General features: G+C 69.3%; 17 protein-coding genes. 6 read left to right on the top strand and 11 right to left on the bottom strand.

Annotation, left to right across the window (positions count from 1 at the left end; translation table 11 throughout):
- Positions 1 to 38 precede the first annotated feature (38 nt).
- From M3Q35_RS07240 to M3Q35_RS07210, 7 genes are all read right to left on the bottom strand, one after another.
- Positions 39 to 1,079: a LacI family DNA-binding transcriptional regulator gene (locus M3Q35_RS07240; protein WP_273940870.1), complete on the bottom strand. Its 1,041-nt coding sequence runs from the start codon at positions 1,077 to 1,079 to the stop codon at positions 39 to 41.
- 97 nt (positions 1,080 to 1,176) lie between these two features.
- Complete coding sequence (locus tag M3Q35_RS07235) at positions 1,177 to 2,415, bottom strand: FAD-binding protein (protein ID WP_273940869.1); 1,239 nt, start codon at positions 2,413 to 2,415, stop codon at positions 1,177 to 1,179.
- A gap of 16 nt (positions 2,416 to 2,431) precedes the next feature.
- Positions 2,432 to 2,992: a dihydrofolate reductase family protein gene (locus tag M3Q35_RS07230; RefSeq protein ID WP_273940868.1), complete on the bottom strand. Its 561-nt coding sequence runs from the start codon at positions 2,990 to 2,992 to the stop codon at positions 2,432 to 2,434.
- Between the two features lie 10 nt (positions 2,993 to 3,002).
- A complete protein-coding gene (locus tag M3Q35_RS07225) occupies positions 3,003 to 3,857 on the bottom strand; it encodes a helix-turn-helix transcriptional regulator (protein ID WP_273940867.1) in 855 nt (284 codons plus the stop codon).
- A 59-nt stretch (positions 3,858 to 3,916) separates the two neighbouring features.
- Positions 3,917 to 4,321 (bottom strand): GFA family protein, encoded by a 405-nt coding sequence (locus tag M3Q35_RS07220; protein ID WP_273940866.1) that lies wholly within the window; start codon positions 4,319 to 4,321, stop codon positions 3,917 to 3,919.
- A gap of 3 nt (positions 4,322 to 4,324) precedes the next feature.
- Positions 4,325 to 5,506, bottom strand: a complete 1,182-nt coding sequence (locus tag M3Q35_RS07215) for an MFS transporter (protein ID WP_273940865.1) — start codon at positions 5,504 to 5,506, stop codon at positions 4,325 to 4,327.
- A 100-nt stretch (positions 5,507 to 5,606) separates the two neighbouring features.
- Positions 5,607 to 8,822: a S8 family peptidase gene (locus M3Q35_RS07210; RefSeq protein ID WP_273940864.1), complete on the bottom strand. Its 3,216-nt coding sequence runs from the start codon at positions 8,820 to 8,822 to the stop codon at positions 5,607 to 5,609.
- A gap of 243 nt (positions 8,823 to 9,065) precedes the next feature.
- Here M3Q35_RS07210 and M3Q35_RS07205 point away from each other — a divergent pair, with 243 nt between their 5' ends.
- Positions 9,066 to 10,589: an AMP-binding protein gene (locus tag M3Q35_RS07205; protein ID WP_273940863.1), complete on the top strand. Its 1,524-nt coding sequence runs from the start codon at positions 9,066 to 9,068 to the stop codon at positions 10,587 to 10,589.
- On the opposite strand, the gene M3Q35_RS07200 is transcribed toward M3Q35_RS07205, so the two are convergent.
- From M3Q35_RS07200 to M3Q35_RS07185, 4 genes are read right to left on the bottom strand one after another with little or no spacing between them, the layout of a single operon-like run.
- The gene (locus tag M3Q35_RS07200) at positions 10,567 to 10,926 is read right to left on the bottom strand and encodes a hypothetical protein (RefSeq protein ID WP_273940862.1); all 360 of its coding nucleotides are present in this window, start codon (positions 10,924 to 10,926) and stop codon (positions 10,567 to 10,569) included. The two genes, M3Q35_RS07205 and M3Q35_RS07200, sit on opposite strands and share 23 nt — an antisense overlap.
- On the bottom strand, positions 10,923 to 11,369 hold the full coding sequence (locus M3Q35_RS07195; protein WP_273940861.1) for a hypothetical protein: 447 nt from the start codon (positions 11,367 to 11,369) through the stop codon (positions 10,923 to 10,925). The genes M3Q35_RS07200 and M3Q35_RS07195 overlap by 4 nt, the downstream gene beginning before the upstream one ends.
- Positions 11,353 to 12,285 (bottom strand): GTPase domain-containing protein, encoded by a 933-nt coding sequence (locus tag M3Q35_RS07190; protein ID WP_273940860.1) that lies wholly within the window; start codon positions 12,283 to 12,285, stop codon positions 11,353 to 11,355. Before M3Q35_RS07190 ends, M3Q35_RS07195 begins: the two co-directional genes overlap by 17 nt.
- The gene (locus M3Q35_RS07185; RefSeq protein WP_337960569.1) at positions 12,218 to 13,042 is read right to left on the bottom strand and encodes an aspartate/glutamate racemase family protein; all 825 of its coding nucleotides are present in this window, start codon (positions 13,040 to 13,042) and stop codon (positions 12,218 to 12,220) included. Before M3Q35_RS07185 ends, M3Q35_RS07190 begins: the two co-directional genes overlap by 68 nt.
- 73 nt (positions 13,043 to 13,115) lie before the next feature.
- On the opposite strand from M3Q35_RS07185, the gene M3Q35_RS07180 reads away from it, so the two are divergent.
- From M3Q35_RS07180 to sbnA, 5 genes are read left to right on the top strand one after another with little or no spacing between them, the layout of a single operon-like run.
- Positions 13,116 to 13,985 carry a LysR family transcriptional regulator gene (locus M3Q35_RS07180; protein ID WP_273940859.1) on the top strand — a complete coding sequence of 290 codons (870 nt, stop codon included), beginning with the start codon at positions 13,116 to 13,118 and terminating at the stop codon, positions 13,983 to 13,985.
- Positions 13,986 to 14,041: 56 nt separating this feature from the next.
- Positions 14,042 to 16,084, top strand: a complete 2,043-nt coding sequence (locus M3Q35_RS07175; protein ID WP_273940858.1) for a non-ribosomal peptide synthetase — start codon at positions 14,042 to 14,044, stop codon at positions 16,082 to 16,084.
- Between the two features lie 13 nt (positions 16,085 to 16,097).
- Complete coding sequence (locus M3Q35_RS07170; protein ID WP_273940857.1) at positions 16,098 to 17,078, top strand: TauD/TfdA family dioxygenase; 981 nt, start codon at positions 16,098 to 16,100, stop codon at positions 17,076 to 17,078.
- Positions 17,075 to 18,109, top strand: a complete 1,035-nt coding sequence (gene sbnB, locus M3Q35_RS07165; RefSeq protein WP_273940856.1) for a 2,3-diaminopropionate biosynthesis protein SbnB — start codon at positions 17,075 to 17,077, stop codon at positions 18,107 to 18,109. The genes M3Q35_RS07170 and sbnB overlap by 4 nt, the downstream gene beginning before the upstream one ends.
- Positions 18,110 to 18,124: 15 nt before the next feature.
- Complete coding sequence (gene sbnA, locus M3Q35_RS07160; RefSeq protein ID WP_273940855.1) at positions 18,125 to 19,072, top strand: 2,3-diaminopropionate biosynthesis protein SbnA; 948 nt, start codon at positions 18,125 to 18,127, stop codon at positions 19,070 to 19,072.
- The last annotated feature ends 2 nt before the right edge of the window (positions 19,073 to 19,074 follow it).

Raw genomic sequence — 19,074 nt, 5'->3', positions numbered from 1 at the left:
CGGGAACCCGGCTCGTGACGAGCCGGGTCAGCGGCCGTTCATCGCGGGCCGGTGCTCTCCCGCACGATCAGCTCCGGCGTGATCAGCTGGCGCGCGCCGCGGTGCTCCTCCTGTAGTCGGGCGAGCAGCAACTCGAACGCCTGCCGGCCGACCTCGATGAAGTCCTGCCGGATGGTGGTCAGCGGCGGACTGAAGTAGGCCGCCTCGGGCACGTCGTCGAAGCCGACCACGTGCACATCGCCCGGCACGGACACGCCGGCCTCGGCGAATGCCCGCAGCACACCCAAGGCCATCTGGTCGTTGGCGACGAAGACCGCGGTGACGTTGCCCATCTTCACCAGGGCCTGCCCCGCCTCGTAGCCGGAGCGGGGGCTCCAGTCGCCCCGCATGACCGACGGCACCACAAGATCGTGCGCCAGCAGCGTTTCCAGCCAGCCCCGTTCCCGGGCCCGCGCCTCCAGCCAGTCCGACGGACCGGCGACGTGCCACACGGTCTCGTGGCCCAGGGCCAACAGGTGCTCGGTGGCCCGCCTCGCGCCGTCACGCTGATCCACACTGACCACGGGGACCGGCGCCGACTCGGCGGCACCGACGGCGACCAGCGCAACGTCGCGCGGGACGACCTCCAGCGCGGGACCGGCCGACGCGTGCGGGGCGATCACCAGGATGCCCTCGACCGCCTGCCGGCGCAGGTTCTCCACGGCGTCCGAAATGGACTGGAGCTGCGGGCGGCTGACGCTGGAGATCGTGATGGCGTAACCGGCCTCGCGGGCCGCGTGCTCGATGCCGTACAGCGTGCTGGCCGGTCCGTACAGGGTGGAGTCGAGCGCCACGACGCCGAGCGTCTCGGACTTGCCGGTGGCCAGGGTGCGGGCGGCTGTGTTGGGGCGGTAGTCCAGCTCCTGGATCGCGGCCTGCACGCGCGCCCGGGTGTCGGGGCGGACGGGGCCGGTGCCGTTGATCACCCGGGAGACCGTCATGTGCGACACGCCGGCGACCTCGGCGACGTCGGCCAGGCTCGCCTGGCGCACGCTGTACGCGCTGCCGATCCGGCGGCCGTCTTGGGACGTGCGTGCCACTGAGGTCAGCTCCCGTCGAGGTGAGGAGATGGAGAGGTGGTGGACAGTGTTAGCGATAACAGCGGCGTGGTCAATGGCATCGGATGTAACGGTTCGTTCATCGGCCGACATAACGCGCCACGTAGGGGCTCCGGAACACACCGTCAGGGTCGAGACGGTCCCTGAGCTCGCGGAAGGCGCCGAGCATCGGCCACGACCCGTCCGACGGCCGGTGGTGGAACAGCTTGCCCCAGTGCGCCCGGACGCCGAACGGCGCCAGCCGTTCCTCGATCACCGGCAGCAGGGCTTCGACCTCGGCCTGCCGCTGGTGCCAGGTGAAGTGCAGCGCCACCCGGTCGCCGCCCTGGGCCGGGCTGAGCCACTGGTCGTCGGCGGCGATGGCGCGGATCTCGGAACACAGCACCAGCGGGGCGATGCGGTCGCCGAGCCCGCGCAGCGCCTCGAACGCGGCCGTGGCGTGACGGTAGGGCACGAAGTACTCGGACTGGAGCTCGTCGCCGGCGCTCGGCGTGAAGCCGAGTTTGAAGTGCGGCAACCGTTCGTGCCACGGACCGGGAACGCCCAGCTGCTCGGTGCAGTTGTCGGCCGGCAGCCCGGCGGCGTGCGCCGGATGCCGAGGACCGTCGGCCGGCCGCGCGCCGAACAGCTCCGTGCGCTGGTCGCCGGTGCTCTTCAGCCAGGCCAGGTCGACGGAGTCGTTGGCCCAGTTGGTGAACATGCTGACGCTGTAGGCGGCATCCTCGATCTCGTCGAAATGATCGAACAGCGCCGACCACGGCAGCGCGTCGAACACGTTCTGCCGCACCTCGAAAGCCGGCACAAGATCGAGCGTCATACGCGTGACGACGCCGAGCGCCCCGACGTTCACCACCGCACCGGCGAAGTCCTTGTCCCCCTTGGCCAGGCGGCGTAGCTCCCCGTCCGCCGTGACCAGCTCCAACGCGGACACCGCCGAGGCGAGCCCCTGGTTGCGGCGACCGGAGCCGTGGGTCCCCGTCGCGACACTGCCGGCGATCGTGCAGTGCGGCAGCGACGCGAGGTTCGGCAACGCGAACCCTCGACCGTGCAGGACCGGGGCCAGCTCGCCGTAGCGTGTCGCACCGCTGACCGTCACCGTCGCCGACTCGGCGTCGATCTCGATCGGCACCTCCACATCGCCGATGTCGATCTGCACGCCGCCGTCGAAGTCGGCGATGTCGTTGAAGCAGTGCCGAGTTCCCAGCGCCTTGATCTTCGGCGCCGCCGCCACCATCTCCCGCACCTCGTCCAGCGTGCGCGGGCGCAGGATCCGTTCCGCCGCATAGGCGAGGTTGCCCGCCCAGTTCACGTCAGCCACGTGTGCACGCTAACAGTCAGTCCTTCTTGGCGTACCGGAGGAAGACCACATCGGCCGTGATGCGCTGCACCTCCAGCAGTTCGAGGTCGGTGGCCACGCCCTCCGGAAAGAACCGGGTGCCACCTCCGGTCAGCGCCGGCGAGATGACCAGCTGGTATTCGTCGACCAGGCCGGCCCGCACGGCTTCGGCCGCCAGCGTCGGTCCGGCGATCGCGATGTCGCGGGTGGCCGAAGCCTTGAGCCGGCGGACGTCGTCGACATCGAACTCGGGCCGGATCTCCGTGCGGGCGCTCGACGGCACCGTCAGCGTCCGCGAGTAGACGATCTTGTCCGCCGCCCGCCACAGCTCGGCGAACTCGTGGAACACCGGCGGTTCGTCGTGCAGGCTGCCGGCCGTCTCCCAGAACACCATCGTCTCGTACATGCGCCGCCCATAGAGGAAGGTGCCGATCGGCGCGGTCAGTTCGTTGAAGAACGCGTGCACCGTCTCGTCCGGCCCGCCCCACCCGAACGCACCGTTGACGTCGGCCGTGTGGCCGTCGAGCGACTGGTTCATGCAGTAGATCAGTCTCGCCATGGCGCCGATGCTAGTTCCTGGCCACCGCGGCGTCGGTGCCCCAGCTGGCCAGCAGGCGCAGGGCCTCGGCAGAAGGGGAAGCGGGCTCGGCGTGGTAGGTGGACAAGAACTGGTCCTGGTCGCCGGGCAGGGCGAAGGTCTCGTAGTGCAAGGCGATCTCGCCGACCAGAGGGTGCGTGAAGGTCATGGCGGCGTGGGTCTTGCGCTTGACGTTGTGGGCGGCCCACATGGTGCGGAACTCGGTGCTGCGAACGGAGAGCTCGCCGATCAGCTCGTTGAGCACAGGGTCGCCGGCGTGCTGGCCGGCGTCCAGGCGGAGCTGGCCGACCACATCGGAGGCCTTGGCCTGCCAGTCGGCGAAGAGGGTCCGTGACGAAGGGTCGAGGAAGACGATGCGGGCCCAATTGCGGTCCTGAGGGGCGCGGGAGTCCCAATCGCCGAAGAGGGCGGACGCGGTGCGGTTCCACGCCAAGACGTCGGTGCGGCGGCCCCAGATGTAGGCGGGCACGGAATCGATGGTGCTCAACAACTCGAGCAGAGCCGGGCGCACCTGCTGGCGCTGCGGTGACGGGCGACGGCGGCCGGGAGTGGGCTTGGCCAGGTGCAGGAGGTGGGCGTGCTCGGCGTCGGAAAGCTTGAGGGCGGCGGAAATGGCGTCAAGCACCTCGACCGAGACGTTGCGGCCGTTGCCCTGCTCGAGACGGGTGTAGTAAGCGACGGAGACGCCGGCCAGCTGGGCGAGCTCCTCCCGGCGTAGGCCGGGCACCCGACGCCGTCGGCCGAACTGGGCGATGCCCACGTCGGCGGGGGTCAGCCGGGCCCTGCGGGTCCGCAAGAACTCGCTCAGCTCGGCGCGTGGATCCATGGCCTCAGTATCACGCGGAACGGCGGAACCTGCCTGTCCCGGCGAGGGGTGGGAACGAGTCACCGCGCGTCGCCCGGGAAACGCACCCGATCGGGGGTCGGAACGACCCAGTCCTGGGCGCGACGGGTCCATACCTCGGCCGTGGGCCGCACCCCGGAACGGTCGTCGAGAGTGCCGGCCTTGACGATGATGATCTCCGGCCGTTCCCGCATGACGGTGAAGATGGGGGTGCCGCAGTCACCGCAGAACAGCCGGTCCCGCACATGGCCGTTCTCGCTGCCGACGGTGTTGTACACCTTGGGAACGCCGGTGATCCGCAAGGAATCCTGGGGCACCAGGATGTTCTCCGAGAAGGCCGAGCCGGTGTGGCGCTGGCAGTCGTCGCAATGGCAGAGCACGGTCAGCACCGGCTCGGCGTCGTAGCTGTAGCTGATGGCCCCGCACAGACAGTGTCCGGTCCGCATGGATCAGGCTCCCTTCGGGAAGGCGTGCCGGCGGCCGCCGATCACGGCCGCGGCGGCGGCGATCAGCAGTATCAGGGTGGCCCACGTGATCGAGGCGGTGCCGAGCCCGTCGATCAGCAGGCCGCCGACGAAACCGCCGACCGCGATGGAGCCGGAGAACACCGTGATGATGATCGACTGGGCCACATGCGCGGCCTCCCCGGTCGTCTTCATACCGGCGACGATGAACAGGCTCGGCGAGCTGCCGAAGGCCAGGCCCCAGGCCGCCGCGGCGACGTAGACCAGCACGGGCAGGCCGGCCAACACGGCGAGCACCAGTGCGCTGGCACCGAACAGGACGGTGCTGCCGACGGTCAGCCGGCGCAGATGGTGGTCGATGTGCGTGCCGACGACCACCACGCTCAACACCGACGTGACACCGAAGGCGAACAGCACCCAGCCGGCCTGGCTGGCCATGCCGGCGTAGGCCAGGAAGTCGGTGACGTAGGTGTACAGGATGTTGTGGGCCACCATGTACGCTGTTAGCGCGAACAATACTGTACGCAGGCCAGGAATCAGCAGAACCCTGGTCAGCGCGAAACGGTCGTCCACGGGCTCACCCGGCCGGTTGGGCAGGGTCGCCGCCATCCACAGCATGTTCAACCCGGCCAGCACCGCGGCGGCGTAGAAGGCAAGCTCCCAGCCGCCGATACTGCCGATCGCCGCGCCGAGCGGGATACCCAGCGCCAGGCCGAGCGGCGTACCGGCGGACGCGATGGCGACAGCGCGACCCTGCCGCCCCTCGGGGGCGAGGCGGGCGGCGTACCCGGCCAGGTGCGGCCAGACCATCGCGGTGCCGAGGCCGGCGACGAAACGGATGATCATGGTCAGCGTGTAGTCGGTGGACAGCGCGGTGAGGGCATTGGTGACGAGGACGACTGTTAGCGCCACCATCAACACGTGCCGTCGCGGCCAGTTGGCCGTCAGCCGGGACAGCGGGATGGCGCCGATGGCCGTGGCCAGCGCGTAGATGGTGACGACCTGGCCGGTCAACGCCACGTCGGTGTGCAGCGTGGCGCTCATCGCCGGCAGCAGGCCGGCCGGCAGGCACTCGGTGAGGATGGCGACGAAGCCGGCGAGGAACAGCCCGAACAGGGCTTTGCCCGGCAGCCGGGTCCGGGAGGGTGTGCTCAGTGTTTCGGTCACGACGTGAGCGTGCCTCGGCGGTAAGCGGTTACCCAGACCTCGGTTCAACGTACGCCCCGGTTTCCTACCACTGGCAGTGGTAGGAAACCGGGATCGGTGGCTACTTGATCCGGTAGGCGTGGATGAAGGTCTGCTCGACCTGGTTGCCGGCCCGGTCCTTGGCCGTGACCCGCAGCGACGCGAACGGCGCCGAAGTGTCGTTCATGGTCACGGCGTACCAGGCATCGCCGACCTTGAGCACCGGGATGCGGTGCCAGGTCACGCCGTCGTCGTAGGACGACTCCAGGGCGACCTGGCTCGTCTCCGACGGCGCGCTGTCCGGGTTGCGCTCGATCCGGATCGGCAGCACCAGCGGCCGGTCGGCTTTGGCCGTGTCCATGATGTCCAGCTCGGGGCTGATCTTCACGGTCATCAGCGGCAGCGGGTGAATACCGTCCACATGGGACGAGCGGAACGTCCAGGCGATGCTGGTCCGGCTGGACAGCGGCATGATCGTGTCGTCCTGCTGGAGGTCGACCTCGGCCCGGTAGGTCGCTTCCTGGGCCGGCTGCCCGGTGAACAGGCAGTCGAACAGGTTGTCCCGTTCGGACACCAGCTGGCCGTCCCGGTAAAGCGCGATCCGCGAGGACTTCGTGGTAGCGCCGTAACCCCAGCGGCCGGCCACGCCGTCGGCGTAGCCCGGGGCGTGGGTGTTGATCATGTCGTCCTTGCGGATGGAGCTGTACTGCGGCGGCGAACCGGCCGGCGCGAACGCCGCCCCGTACACGCCCTGGTTCCAGTCCCGCCGGTAGGTGCGGCCGGCGGTCAACTGCTCGGTCGGGCCGTCCTCGGTGCCCAGGTCGGGAAAGCCCTCGGCGATGCGGCTGCGACCGAACTCCTGCAACCACTGCCGCCCGTCGGCCAGGTAGTACTCGGTGCGTTCGAGCGGCAGCGTGATGACCATGGGCGCATCAGTCCGGTGTGGACTGTCCTTCGTGGACCCGAACGACCACGTCCAGCCGTACTGCGGCTGCGCGCTCTGGGCGTGGTAATGCTGGCGCACGGCCGCGAACTCGCGCGGCGAGACCTGCGGCGCGAAGCCGGTCGGGTACGCGCCTTTGAAGTCCCAGAACATGTGGTAGGCGAAGGGACTGTTGAGGAAGCCGCGGTCGGCGCCGGCCTTGCCCAATGAGAAGTTCACCCAGGCCAGCAAGTCCTTGTCGGCGATCTTCCCGCCGTACTGCTTGGTGTACAGGGTGAACAGCTCGTGGCCGATGCCGTTCTGGACCACACCGCTGTCGAACTCCACCCGACCCTGCGGACTGTCGAACTGCCGCCCAAGGCCCACATCGGATAGGGCAACGTCCGCGTCCACGCCACGCACGGTCGGCTGTACCAACTGGGCCTGCCGGGCGTCCAGCGTGATGGTGGTGTCGTGGTCCAGCTTCACCAACGGTTGGGTCAGGTGGGCGACGTCGTTGTCCTTGAGCACCAGGCTGTCGACGATGTAGTTGCCCTTGGGCTTGCGGATGGTGATCGTGCCGCTGGGCGCGCTCGGGAACTCGACCGACAGCGCGTCCATGCCCAGCAAGGACATCATGCTGATCGCCGCGGGCGCGCCGTCGCGACCGATCTGGTTCAGCGTCAGGTTGTAGCTCTCCGGCTCGCTGTTCGCGGTGAGCGGCGTGGAGATCCGCACGTCGCCGCCGGTCGCGACCAGGCGGCCGGCCAGCGTGCCGGTCGGGCCGGTGCGGGTGTCCGAGGTGACCGTGACGATGGCGTCACCGCCGGCCGGCACGACGACCTGCTTCTGCGCCAAGGAGAACGTCGCCGCGGTGGTGGCCAGGTCCAGGCTGACCGAAGTAGCCCCGGCGTTGTGGTACGTGACCGTGCGGTCGACGGGCTGATCATCGGTGTGCGGCCACCGCTGTGCACCGAAGTTCACGCTCGGCGTCTCGGCGACAACATCCTGCTTGATCGCCCGGGCCACGTCGACCCGACCGGCGCCCTCGACGAAGATGTTGGCCTGCGCGGTCGGCCGGGCGCTCGACACCAGTGCCGACTTCACGTCTGCGGCGTGCCAGTTCTTGTTGCGCTGCAAGAGTAATGCCGCCGCGCCGGTGACGTGCGGCGTGGCCATCGAGGTGCCACTGGCCGTGGTGTACGGGCCGTCGGTCGACGGCAGGCCGCTGTTGGCCGCGCGGGCCGCCGTGATGTCGGTGCCCGGGGCGGCGATGTCCGGCTTGACGCCGCCGTCGCCCAGCCGCGGCCCGACATTGGAGTACGGCGCCTCGACGTCCTTCTTGTCCACCGCGCCGACCGACAGCGCGGCATCGGCCGTGCTGGGCGAGCTGACCTGGTTGTACCCGTTGATCTCGTTGCCCGCGGCCACCACGAACAGCGCGCCGGTCTCGGCGGTCAGCCGGTTGACCGCCTCTTCCAGCGGATCGATGTCCGAGGTGTCGACGCCGCCCAGGCTCACGTTGACGACCTGGGCCTTCTTCTCCTTGGTCGCCCATTCCATGCCGGCGATGATGGCGCTGTCCGGGCAGCCGCCCTCCTGACAGACCTTGCCCACCACCAGCGTCGCATCCGGGGCGACGCCGCGGTATTTGCCGTTGGAGGCCGCGCCGCTGCCGGCAATGGTGGACGCGACGTGCGTGCCGTGGCCGATGGTGTCGTCGGTGCTGTTGTCGCTGGTGAACGCCTTGACGTCGGCGATCCTCCCGGCGAAGTCCGGATGGGTGGCGTCGATGCCGGTGTCGAGGACCGCGACGGTGACGCCCTTGCCGGTGAAGCCGGCCTGCCAGGCCGCCGGCGCGCCGATCTGCGGCACGCTCTCGTCCAGGCTGACCTGGCGTTTCCCGTCCAGCCACACCTTGGCCGCGCTGTCCTTCAGCTGCGCACAGGCCTGTCCCTTGGTAACGGTCACAGCGTTAGCCTTGAGACTGGGTAACGCCCTGGCCGTTACTCCGGAGACGGTGCCGGTGACGATCAGCGGGATGTCGGCCGTGGTGCCGTAGCCGAACTGCTGAAGTGCGGTGACGTCGAACAGCCGTCGGTCGAGCCGCCCGGAAGCGACGGCGGCGGCCGCGTCCAGCGGCACCACATAGGTATGGCCGAAAGCTCGGTAGACGTGGAAAGCGGTTCCCGCACGGCCAGGTGTCGGCAGCGGCGACACATCCGAGCCGTGCACGCTGATCCTGTCGCCGGTGATCAACGTGATTGTCGACGCCGGATCGGGCGGCGGCAGCGGCGCCGCCTGCGCGGCCAGGCCGGGCACCAACCCGGTGATCACTGCCGTGGCAAGGCCGGCGGCGAGCACTCTGCACCTCAACTGGGCTCCTCAGGGTCGTTCCAGTCGGCGGCGCAGGATGAAATTTTACCGCCACGATCCCGAAAGATCGGGACGAAAAGAAGCCATAACTTAAACAGAACAACCAGAACAAGTCACCCACGACCAGTTCCGCACCCTGGCCGTGAGGGCATCGAAAGTCGTCGACCGGGCAGCGGAACACGCCGCACACACGGCAACGGCCGTACGGTCGGAGGTGACGCTCCTTCGCGAAGGGATCTGGGGATGGCGAACGGGTTCTACGGGCTGGCCGCGGCGGATCCGGCCCGGCCGGCGTTGATCGACCCGGACGGCCAGGTGACGACCTTCGGCGAGCTGCGGGCCAGGGTGAACACGGTCAGCCACGCGCTCCGGGCGCTCGGCCTGACTCCCGGCGACGTCGTCGCCGCGATGGTGCACAACTCCGCCGCGTACTTCGAGCTGGTGCTGGCCACCGGACAGCTCGGGCTGTACCTCGTGCCGATCAACACGCACCTGACGCCGTCCGAGGTCGCGTTCATCGTTGCCGACTCCGGGGCGCAGGTCATGATCGCGCACGCCGATCTCGCCGCCGAGCTCGATTTGTCCGTTCCACACAAGCTCTCCATCGACGGCCCCGTCCCGGGCTGGTCGGCCTACGAGGACCTGACCAGCGATACCGAGGACCCCTCGGATCTGGTCGAGGGTCGGGTGATGATGTACACGTCCGGCACCACCGGCCGTCCCAAGGGCGTGCAGCGCGAGCTGACCGGCCGGCCGCCGGGCACCATCGCCCAGGCCATGGCCGACGGCATGGCCCCGTTCGGAATGCGGCCCGACGACGGCGTGCACCTCGTGTGCTCGCCGCTCTACCATGCCGCGCCGCACTTTTTCTCCATGTCCGCGCTGCACCTCGGGCACACCATCGTCTGGCACCGCAAGTTCGACGCCGAGGCTGTGCTGCGAGCCATCGAGCAGCACCGAGTCACCGACAGCCACGTCGTGCCGATTCATTTCGTACGCATGCTGCGACTGCCGGCCGAGGTACGCGGCCGCTACGACCTGTCCAGCCTCCGCACCTTGATCCACGCCGGCGCGCCGTGCCCGGTCGAGGTCAAGCAGCAGATGATCGACTGGATCGGGCCCCGCGTGTGGGAGTACCTCGGCGCCACCGAGGGCATCGTCAGCATCGTCTCCCCCGTGGAATGGCTCAGCCACCCCGGAACCGTCGGGCGGCCGCTGCCCACCATCACCGTCAAGCTGCTCGATGACAACGGTCACGAGGTGCCGCAGGGCGAAGCCGGCACCATCTACTACGACACTCCCGGCGATCCCTTCGAGTACCACAACGATCCCGGCAAGACGGCGGCCAACCGCGTCGGCGGCCTGCACACCGTCGGCGACCTCGGCCGATTCGACGCGGAGGGCTACCTGTACCTGCTCGATCGGCGTACCGACCTCATCCTCACCGGCGGCGTCAACGTCTATCCGGCCGAGGTCGAGCAGCACCTCCTCACCCACCCCGCCGTCGCCGACGCGGCCGTGATCGGCGTGCCCGATGCCGAGTGGGGCCAGAGCGTGCTGGCTGTCATCCAGCCCGGCAGGGGCGCCGTCGCCTCCGACGGCCTCGCCCGGCAACTGCTCGACCACTGCGCCGCCGGGCTCGCGTCGTTCAAGCGCCCCAAGCGAATCGAGTTCCGCAGCGACTTCCCCCGCACCGCCACCGGCAAACTGCTGCGCCGCGAGCTACGAGAGGAGTTCGCCGGGGTCAGTGACCCGGCGGGCAGCTGACCGGCGCGGGGTGCACGAAGAGCAGCAGTCCGCTTGCGACGGCCAGAAACAACAGCACCAAGCCAACTCGGTAGAGGGTGCGGACGCCGGCCTGGAGGGTGTCGGAGAAGGCGACGCCGTCGCGTCCGCTGAGGACGAACGCGGTGCCGACCGCGACGATGCCGGTCACGCCGAACGCCACCATGGTGATGAAGACGGCCGCGGTCTGCTCCTCCGTGAACGGGTTCAGGCCGAAAGCGGCCAGCCCGAACAGCACGAGGCTGACGACCGGGACGGTGATCGACAGCAGGTCGGCGACCTGGCCGACCGCCTGCGACGAGAACTTCGGCCTGGTCACGTGCTCTTCTCCGAGATCGGGAAGCGGGCGATCCGGGCCCGCATGGTCAGGTGCCGCAGCTCGCCCCAGTGCTCGGCCTTGGCCACGACCGGCAACGTGTCCCGGACCACGCGGGCGATCGGGACCAGCCCGGACAGGTCGCGTTCCCGCCGCCGGTGCGCGGCCACGATCGGTTCGTGCAGCAGGGCGGCCAGCCCCAACAGCCCGGCCATGAAGCCGAGGACGAGCACCAGTCCCGTGGCGAAGTCCTGGCTGCTCAGCACAATCACGGCGATGACAAGCGGCGACGCCACCAGAATGCCGTTGCGGGCGACGTACAGGTACCGGAGCTCGCGGGCCGCACGGTCATAGGACGCCAGCATCTGCTCCGCGTGCTCCAGCGCCGCCTCCAGGTCGGTCTCCGGCTGTGCGGCGTCCCAGCTTTCCTTATCGTGGCTCAACACCGCAGAACTCTCCGATCGTGTTCATGACCTTGGCCAGCAGCGCCGACATGAGATCGAGGTCGCCGTGCGACGGCGCCTGCGCGTTGACCGCCGTGGCCGAGTACGCCTCCAGATAGGCGCACACCGGCAGCACCGCGATCCGGATCACCGGCTGCCCGCCACCGTCCTTGTGGACGAACCGGCCCTGGCCGACGAAGTCGACGAGTCCGCGCAACTCGCGGGAGAACTCGGAGTCCTTGGCCGGATCGGCCGCGGGTATGTAGTACCGGCCGGCGTCGTCGAGCGCGGATTGCGTCCGATAGAGGTCCACTTTGGACACAGCCAGCACCAGCCAGATCGGCTTGGTCGTGTACTGCCACGCCTGCTGCAACAGGTCCTTGGTCTGAAGGAAGTCGTCCAGTTCGTGCTGGAGGTTGTAGTTCTGGATGCGCTGCACGGCCGGCAGCGCCGGGGCCCCGGCCGGCACCAGGTCGAGGGCCGCACGCTGGGTGTTGGGATCCCAGATCGTGCTGTACCCGCAGGACGTCGAGTGCAGGACGCCGGTCGGGGCGCTGCTGCCCATGAAGACCTCGCTGATCGTGCGCCTGCCCGGCGGCGAGTCCTTCTGGCCCGGCACCACCACGAGTTTCACCCGCTTGCGGCCGACGGGTGTCTCGAGGACGAAACGGTCCCGCTCCTTGTCCGGGCTCTCTCCGCGCTTCGCGGACTCGCCGATCGGCAGCCTGTGCCGCAACGCCTTGTGCAGCGTCGTCTTGCCGGCGCCGCGCATGCCGGTGAGCGCGATAGCCAGTTCCGACAGGGCGAACGGGTTCAGCCAGCGCTTCATCCGGTAGTCGACCCGGGCCGTGTCACCCGGATGGAGCACCACCCGGGTCAGCTCGTCCCAGCGATCCCGGATCGGTCGCCAGTAGTCCACCACGGCACGAAACCTCCGGCTCTCCACCCCGCTGTCCCTTCGCCACGGCCGGGTCCGGCGTTACGGGTGCCGCGAGGGCCAGGTCGAGGGCCGCCGCGCAGTGCAGCGCGGTGGTCGCGAAGATCGGGCCAGCAAGATCCGCGGGGCCGATGCTGAGCTCGAGTTCGGTGCAGCCCAGCACGATGCCCGCGGCGCCGGCGGCCAGCAGGGAACGGCAGATGTCGAGCAGGCGGTCACGGGATGAGGGATCCACGGTCCCGACACAGAGTTCGTCGAAGATGATGCGCTGCACGGTGTCCCGGTCCGCCCTGGCCGGGATGATAGCGCTAACACCGTTGCGGGACAGGCGGTCGCGGTAGAAGTCCTGCTCCATCGTGTACTTGGTGCCGAGCAATCCTACGCGGGTGACGCCGGCGGCGAGCGCGGCGGAGGCGGTGACGTCGCACAGGTGTAGCACGGGGATGGACACCGCAGTGGCAATGTCGTCGTACACCTTGTGCATGGTGTTCGTCGCCAGCAGCACGAACGATGCGCCGGCGGCCTCCAGCGCGCGGGCTTCACCAGCCAGCACGGTGGCGATCGACGTCCACTCCCCCGCGGCCATCATCGCCTCGATGGGAGCGAAGTCAACGGTGGCGACACGGAGCCGGGCCGAGTGCAGACCGCCGAGCCGGGTCCGAACGCCCTGGTTGAGCCGGCGCAGGTACTCGGCGGTGGACTCCCAGCTCAGGCCGCCGATGATGCCGATCAGGTCCATGACCTCCAGGATCGTCCCGTCCTGATATAAGTAAAAGTGCGATCTCGTGACATCACCTGGCAGAATTCGTTACATGCTGGACCCACGCAGCCTGGTGGTGCTGCACCTGATCGACCGCACGGGCTCGATGTCGGCGGCGGCGCGGGAGCTCGGCTGGACGCACCCGGCGATCAGCCAGCACGTCAAGCGCCTGGAGCGCACGGCCGGCTGTGAGCTGGTCGAACGGCACGGGCGCGGAGTCCGCCTGACGGAACCGGGGCGCACACTGGCCCGCTATGCCGCGGAGATCGCGGCCTCGCTGACGGCCGCCCAGAACTGCCTGCCGGACCTGGCGCAAGGTCACGCGCCGCGGCTTCGGGTGGCGGCGTTCCCGACGGCTTGCGCGACGCTGGTGGTCGACGCCGTGACTTCCCTCGGCCATCTCCGTGTCGACGTCCGGCAAGCGGAACCACCGGAAGCGTTGGCGGCGCTGGAAGACGGCACGGTCGACGTCGCCGTGACCTTCCATGACGAAGCGCCGCAAGGACCTCGGGTCACGGTCCTCGGCCGGGATCCGCTGCTCGCCGCGCTGCCGGTCACGCATCCGTTGGCGGACCGGGAAACCATCCCACTGGCCGAGCTGGACACGGTCATCGCCGGCTGTCCACTGTGTCAGGACAGATTCCTCAAACACTGTGCCCAGCAGGGAATTCGACCGTCGCTGCATCACCAGGTCACCGACGACTACGTCTTGATGCAGGCGATGGTCGCCGCCGGCCAGGGTATCGCGGTGCTACCTGGCCTCGCCCTTGCCGCACACCGCCGCGACGACATCGTCACGCGGGAGCTGGACCCGCCGCTGCACCGGGTGATCGCGGTCTGGCTGGCCGATCGGCACATTCCGGCGGAGGCAGCCCAACTGCTCGACGCGCTCCCGGTAGTTGACGCAATAATGCGCCAATAAGGCCTCTGGCTAGCGTGGCGGCTCGGTAGCAAACCGAACCGTTCGTAGGGGGTCGTATGGACAGCGCCCACGGTCTTGCCGAGACGGCGGGACTGCTCGGCGTGACCGAGGAGATCCTGCTGCTCGCGGCGCACGCCAAGGTGCACAGCGTGCTCACCGGCGAGGGCGCCGTCCACTACGGTCACGGTGACGTCGTGGTCCGCGACGGAACCTGGCGTGACCTCGTCGAGGCGACCAAGGCCGTCAACGGCCAGACCTGCCCAGCCATGGACGAGCGCACCGCCGGATATCACGCCAAGGCGGTCCGGCTGCTGATCGCCGACCCCGACGCCGATCACGACGCGGAAACCCTGCTGAGCGATGAGGAACTGCACCTCCAGGTGCACGGAATGGCCGGACGCCGTCGTGATCTGCCCGATCGCCGCCTGCACGAGCTGTTCGAGGAGCGCGTCGAGCGCCACCCGGACGCCGTCGCGGCGCAGTGCCTGAGCGAAACCTGGACCTATCGCGAGCTCGACGAGCGGGCCAACCGCATCGCGCATTTCCTGCTCGGCCAGGGCATCCGGGCCGAGGACGTGGTCGCGGTGATCTCCGAGCGCACCCTGGACTGGATGGCCGCGGTGCTCGGCGTGTTCAAGGCCGGCGCGGTCTACCTGCCGATCGAGCCGAACTTCCCGGCCGAGCGCATCGAGGCCATGCTCACCCGCAGCGACGCGAAAGTGCAGCTCACCGCGGAAACGCTCAACGCCATCACGGACGGTCCGACGACCAGCCCGGGCGTTCCCGTAGCGCAGAACCAACTGGCGTACATCTACTTCACGTCGGGCTCGACGGGCCAGCCCAAGGGCGCCATGTGCGAGCACGGCGGCATGATCAACCACCTCTACGCCAAGATCGACGACCTCGGCATCGGCGAAGGTGCCGTCGTTGCCCAGACCGCCCCGCAGTGCTTCGACATCTCGCTGTGGCAGCTGGTGTCGGCGCTGCTGGTCGGCGGTCGCACGGTCATCGTGCCGCAGCAGGACATCCTCGACATCAACCGGTTCCTCGACACCGTCGAGGCGGCCGACGTCGAGGTGCTGCAACTGGTCCCGTCGTTCCTGGAGGTCGTGCTCTCCGAGCTGGAGGTCCGCCCGCGTGACCTGCCGGCGCTGCGCTGCGTCTCGGTCACCGGCGAGGCGATCAAGAAGGAGCTGGTGCAGCGCTGGTTCACCCACCGTCCACACGGGACGCTGGTGAACGCCTACGGCCTCACCGAGACCTCGGACGACACCAACCACGAGGTCATGACCGCGACCCCGACCACGGATTCCGTGCCACTGGGCAAAGTTATCGCTAACACCACCGTCTACGTGCTGGACGAGCGGCTGCGGCCGGTGCCGCTGGGGTCGGTCGGCGAGATCGCGTTCTCGGGCATCTGCGTCGGCCGCGGCTACATCAACGACCCCGAGCGCACGGCCGCCGCCTTCATGGACGACCCGCTGCGGCCCGGTCAGCGGATGTACCGGTCCGGTGACTTCGGCCGCTGGCTGCCGGACGGCCGCCTGGAGTTCCTCGGCCGCCGCGACGCCCAGGTGAAGATCCGCGGCTTCCGGATCGAGATCGGCGAGGTGGAGAACCGCCTGCTCGGCGCGCCCGGCGTGAAGGACGCGGCCGTGGTCGTGGCCGACGGCCCGCAGCTGGTGGCGTTCTTCTCCGCCACCGGAGACCTCACCGGAGAACAGCTGCGGGAACACGCCGCCGTCACGCTGGCCGACTACATGGTGCCGGCCGCGGTGCACCGCATGGACAAGCTGCCGCTGACCGACAACGGCAAGATCGACAAGAAGGCGCTCCGGGCCGCCGCCAACGACCTGAGCAAGCAGGAGTACGTCGCGCCGGCCACGGATGCGGAGCGGACACTGGCCGCGGCCTGGGCCGACGTGCTCGGGCTACCGGTGGAGCGGATCGGCGCCGACGCGGACTTCTTCGAGCTGGGCGGCACGTCGCTGAGCGCGGTCCGGCTGGCGATCAAGCTGAAGCCGGCGGTGTCGCTGACCGACATCACGGCCGCCCCGACCCTGAGCAAGCTGGCCGCGCTGGTCGAACAGGCCGGCTGAAAGGAATCTGACGATGTCTTCCCTGGTGGAGGCGTACGCGCCGCTGCTCGAAGGCAGACCGCCGGTGCTGCGGGCGTACGCCGACAGCGACGCCGAGGGCTGGGTCGCCGACAACCTGGACGTGCTGCGGGCCGCGCTGAACGGCCACGGCACGGTGCTGGTGCGCGGCCTCGACGTCGCCGACGCGGCCCAGACCGGCCGGCTGGCCAGGCTGATCACCACCGAGCTGATCACCGAGCGGGAGTCGTTCGCGCCGCGAACCGCTTACGCGCCACAGGTCTATTCCTCCTCGGCGTGGCCGGCCAACCAGCCGATGTGCATGCACCACGAGCTCAGCTACGCCCAGGAACTCCCCCGCACCATGGTCTTCGCCTGCCTCCAGGCCCCGACCAGCGGCGGCGAGACGGCGGTGGCCGATGCCGCGGCGGTACTGGCCGACCTGCCGCCGGACATCGTGAACCGGTTCGAGAAGGACGGCTGGCAGCTGATCCGCAACTACGGCGAGACCATCGGTGTGCCGTGGCAGCAGGCCTTCGGCACTGATGATCAGTCCGAAGTGGAGGCGTACTGCCGGGCCAACGACACCGAGTTCGAGTGGACCGAGGCCGGCCTGCGGACCAGGCAGGTCCGCACCGCCGTCGCGTACCACCCGGTGACCGGGCAACGCCTGTGGTTCAACCAGATCGCGTTCCTCAACGAGCTGACCATGGACCCGGACGTCCGCGAGTACCTGGCCATGGTGCTCGGCCCGGACGGCCTGCCGTTCACCACCCGCTTCGGCGACGGCGAGCCGATACCGGCCGACGTCGTCGACGTGATCAACGAGGTCTACCAGCGGCACACCGCCAGCATCCCGTGGCAGCGCGGTGACCTGATGCTGGTCGACAACCTCCGCACCGCGCACAGCCGGCAGCCCTACGAGGGCGACCGCGAGATCGTCGTCGCGATGGGGGATCCCGTGCGGCGCACCGACATCAGATGGAGCCGTTCATGACCGACCCGCAGGTGCCCCCGTTCGCCGTCATCCCCGGCCGGCAGGTGCACCAGGTGCTGTCCGGCAGCGAGAAGCGTGTCGTCGAGATCGTGGAGGCGGCCTACCGGGTGCACGGCGGCGGCGACACCGTCAACCCGCCGTCCTACTTCCTGCGCTTCCCGGACCGCCCCACCTCGCGCATCATCGCGCTGCCGGCCTCGATCGGCGGCGAGGTGGACGTGGACGGCGTGAAGTGGATCTCCAGCTTCCCGGAGAACGTGCAGCGGGGCGTGCCTCGGGCCTCGGCGGTGCTGATCCTCAACGACCACGACACCGGCTATCCGCTGGCCTGCATGGAAGCGTCGATCATCAGCGCCGCGCGCACGGCCGCGTCGGCCGCATTGGCCGCGGATGTGTTGACGCGTGGTCGAAACCGGCCCCGCCGGATCGGCTTCTTCGGTGTCGGCCTGATCGCCCGGTACATCCACACCTACCTCGCCGGCACCGGCTGGGACTTCGACGAGATCGGCGTGCACGACCTGTCGACCGAGCACGCCGAGGGCTTCAAGGGCTACCTGGAGCGCAGCGGCACCGGAGCGACGATCACCGTCCGGGACACCGCCGAGGACCTCATCCGCAACAGCGACGTCGTCGTGTTCGCGACCGTCGCCGGTCAGCCGCACGTGTCCGATGTGGACTTGTTCGCGCACAACCCGTTGGTGCTGCACGTGTCCCTGCGCGACCTGTCGCCGGAGATCATCCTGGCCTCGACCAACATCGTTGACGACGTGGACCACTGCCTGAAGGCCGACACCTCGCCGCACCTGGCCGAGCAGCGAACCGGAAACCGGGACTTCCTGGACGGCACGCTGTTCGACGTCCTCAATGGACTGGAGCTCCCCACCGACAAGCCGCTGGTGTTCTCCCCCTTCGGTCTCGGCGTGCTGGACCTGGCTGTCGGCAAGCACGTGCTGGACGAGCTGGCCGCAGCCGGCGAGCTGGCGACCGTGCCGGACTTCTTCCATGAGCTCTCCCGATACGGCAGGTCCTGACGAAGGCGGTTGGCCATGCAGGTGATCTCCGGCCCGGACGAGTTCCATGTCGACGACCTCTACGTGGACCTGCGGCGGGCGGTGGGACTGGCGCTCCACCTCAAGTGCGAGGCGTTCAACTTCGCCGGCTCGGTCAAGCTCAAGGCGGCCGTGGCCATGGTGGACGCGGCCGAACGGGACGGCCGCCTCGCGCCGGGCTCGGTGCTGATCGAGTCCTCGTCGGGCAATCTCGGCATCGCGCTGGCGATGATCGCGGCCAGCCGCGGCTACGGCTTCCTGTGTGTCACCGACGCCCGCTGCAACACCGCGTCCCGGCGGCTGATCGAGTCGTTCGGGGCGCGGGTGCACGTGATCACCGAGCCCGATCCGGACGGCGGCTTCCTCGGCGCGCGGATCGGCTACGTGCAAGGGATGTGCCGGCAGGACGCGCGGTACGTGTGGCTCAACCAGTACGCCAACAGCGGCAACTGGCTGGCCCACCACGGCAGCACCGCGCCGCAGATCGCCAAGGCGTTCCCCGAGCTGGACGTGCTGTTCGTCGGGGCCGGCACCACCGGCACGCTGATGGGCTGCGCGCGCTACTTCCGTGAGCACCGGCCGTCGGTGCGGATCGTGGCGGTCGACGCGGTCGGCTCGGTCACGTTCGGCGGGCCGGCCTCGCCGCGGCTCATTCCCGGCCTCGGCACCAGCGTCCGCCCGCAGCTGCTCGACGAGTCCTTTGTGGACGACGTGGTGCACGTGCGGGAGGAGGACACGGTGAAGATGTGCCACCGGCTGGCCGCCGCCGGCTTCGTGTTCGGCGGCTCCACCGGGACCGTGGTCAGCGGGGCCGAGCGCTGGCTGGCCGACAACGGCGCCACCACCGCCGTGGCGATCGCCCCTGACCTGGGCGAACGCTATCTGGACTCGGTGTACCAGCCCGAGTGGGTCGAGCAGCACTACGGCAGCCCGCTGCTGGTGTAGGT

Origin of the sequence: Kutzneria chonburiensis, assembly GCF_028622115.1 — a bacterium.
GTDB classification, from domain to species: Bacteria; Actinomycetota; Actinomycetes; order Mycobacteriales; family Pseudonocardiaceae; genus Kutzneria; species Kutzneria chonburiensis.
This window is presented reverse-complemented; position numbering and strand designations above follow the sequence as displayed.

Excerpts from the sequence above, each read along its gene's own strand:
- M3Q35_RS07230 (WP_273940868.1), bottom strand. The coding sequence starts at position 2,992 with ATGGCGAGACTGATCTACTGCATGAACCAGTCGCTCGACGGCCACACG.
- M3Q35_RS07225 (WP_273940867.1), bottom strand. The coding sequence starts at position 3,857 with ATGGATCCACGCGCCGAGCTGAGCGAGTTCTTGCGGACCCGCAGGGCC.
- M3Q35_RS07220 (WP_273940866.1), bottom strand. The coding sequence starts at position 4,321 with ATGCGGACCGGACACTGTCTGTGCGGGGCCATCAGCTACAGCTACGAC.
- M3Q35_RS07205 (WP_273940863.1), top strand. The coding sequence starts at position 9,066 with ATGGCGAACGGGTTCTACGGGCTGGCCGCGGCGGATCCGGCCCGGCCG.
- M3Q35_RS07185 (WP_337960569.1), bottom strand. The coding sequence starts at position 13,042 with ATGGACCTGATCGGCATCATCGGCGGCCTGAGCTGGGAGTCCACCGCC.
- M3Q35_RS07180 (WP_273940859.1), top strand. The coding sequence starts at position 13,116 with ATGCTGGACCCACGCAGCCTGGTGGTGCTGCACCTGATCGACCGCACG.
- M3Q35_RS07175 (WP_273940858.1), top strand. The coding sequence starts at position 14,042 with ATGGACAGCGCCCACGGTCTTGCCGAGACGGCGGGACTGCTCGGCGTG.
- M3Q35_RS07170 (WP_273940857.1), top strand. The coding sequence starts at position 16,098 with ATGTCTTCCCTGGTGGAGGCGTACGCGCCGCTGCTCGAAGGCAGACCG.
- sbnB (WP_273940856.1), top strand. The coding sequence starts at position 17,075 with ATGACCGACCCGCAGGTGCCCCCGTTCGCCGTCATCCCCGGCCGGCAG.
- sbnA (WP_273940855.1), top strand. The coding sequence starts at position 18,125 with ATGCAGGTGATCTCCGGCCCGGACGAGTTCCATGTCGACGACCTCTAC.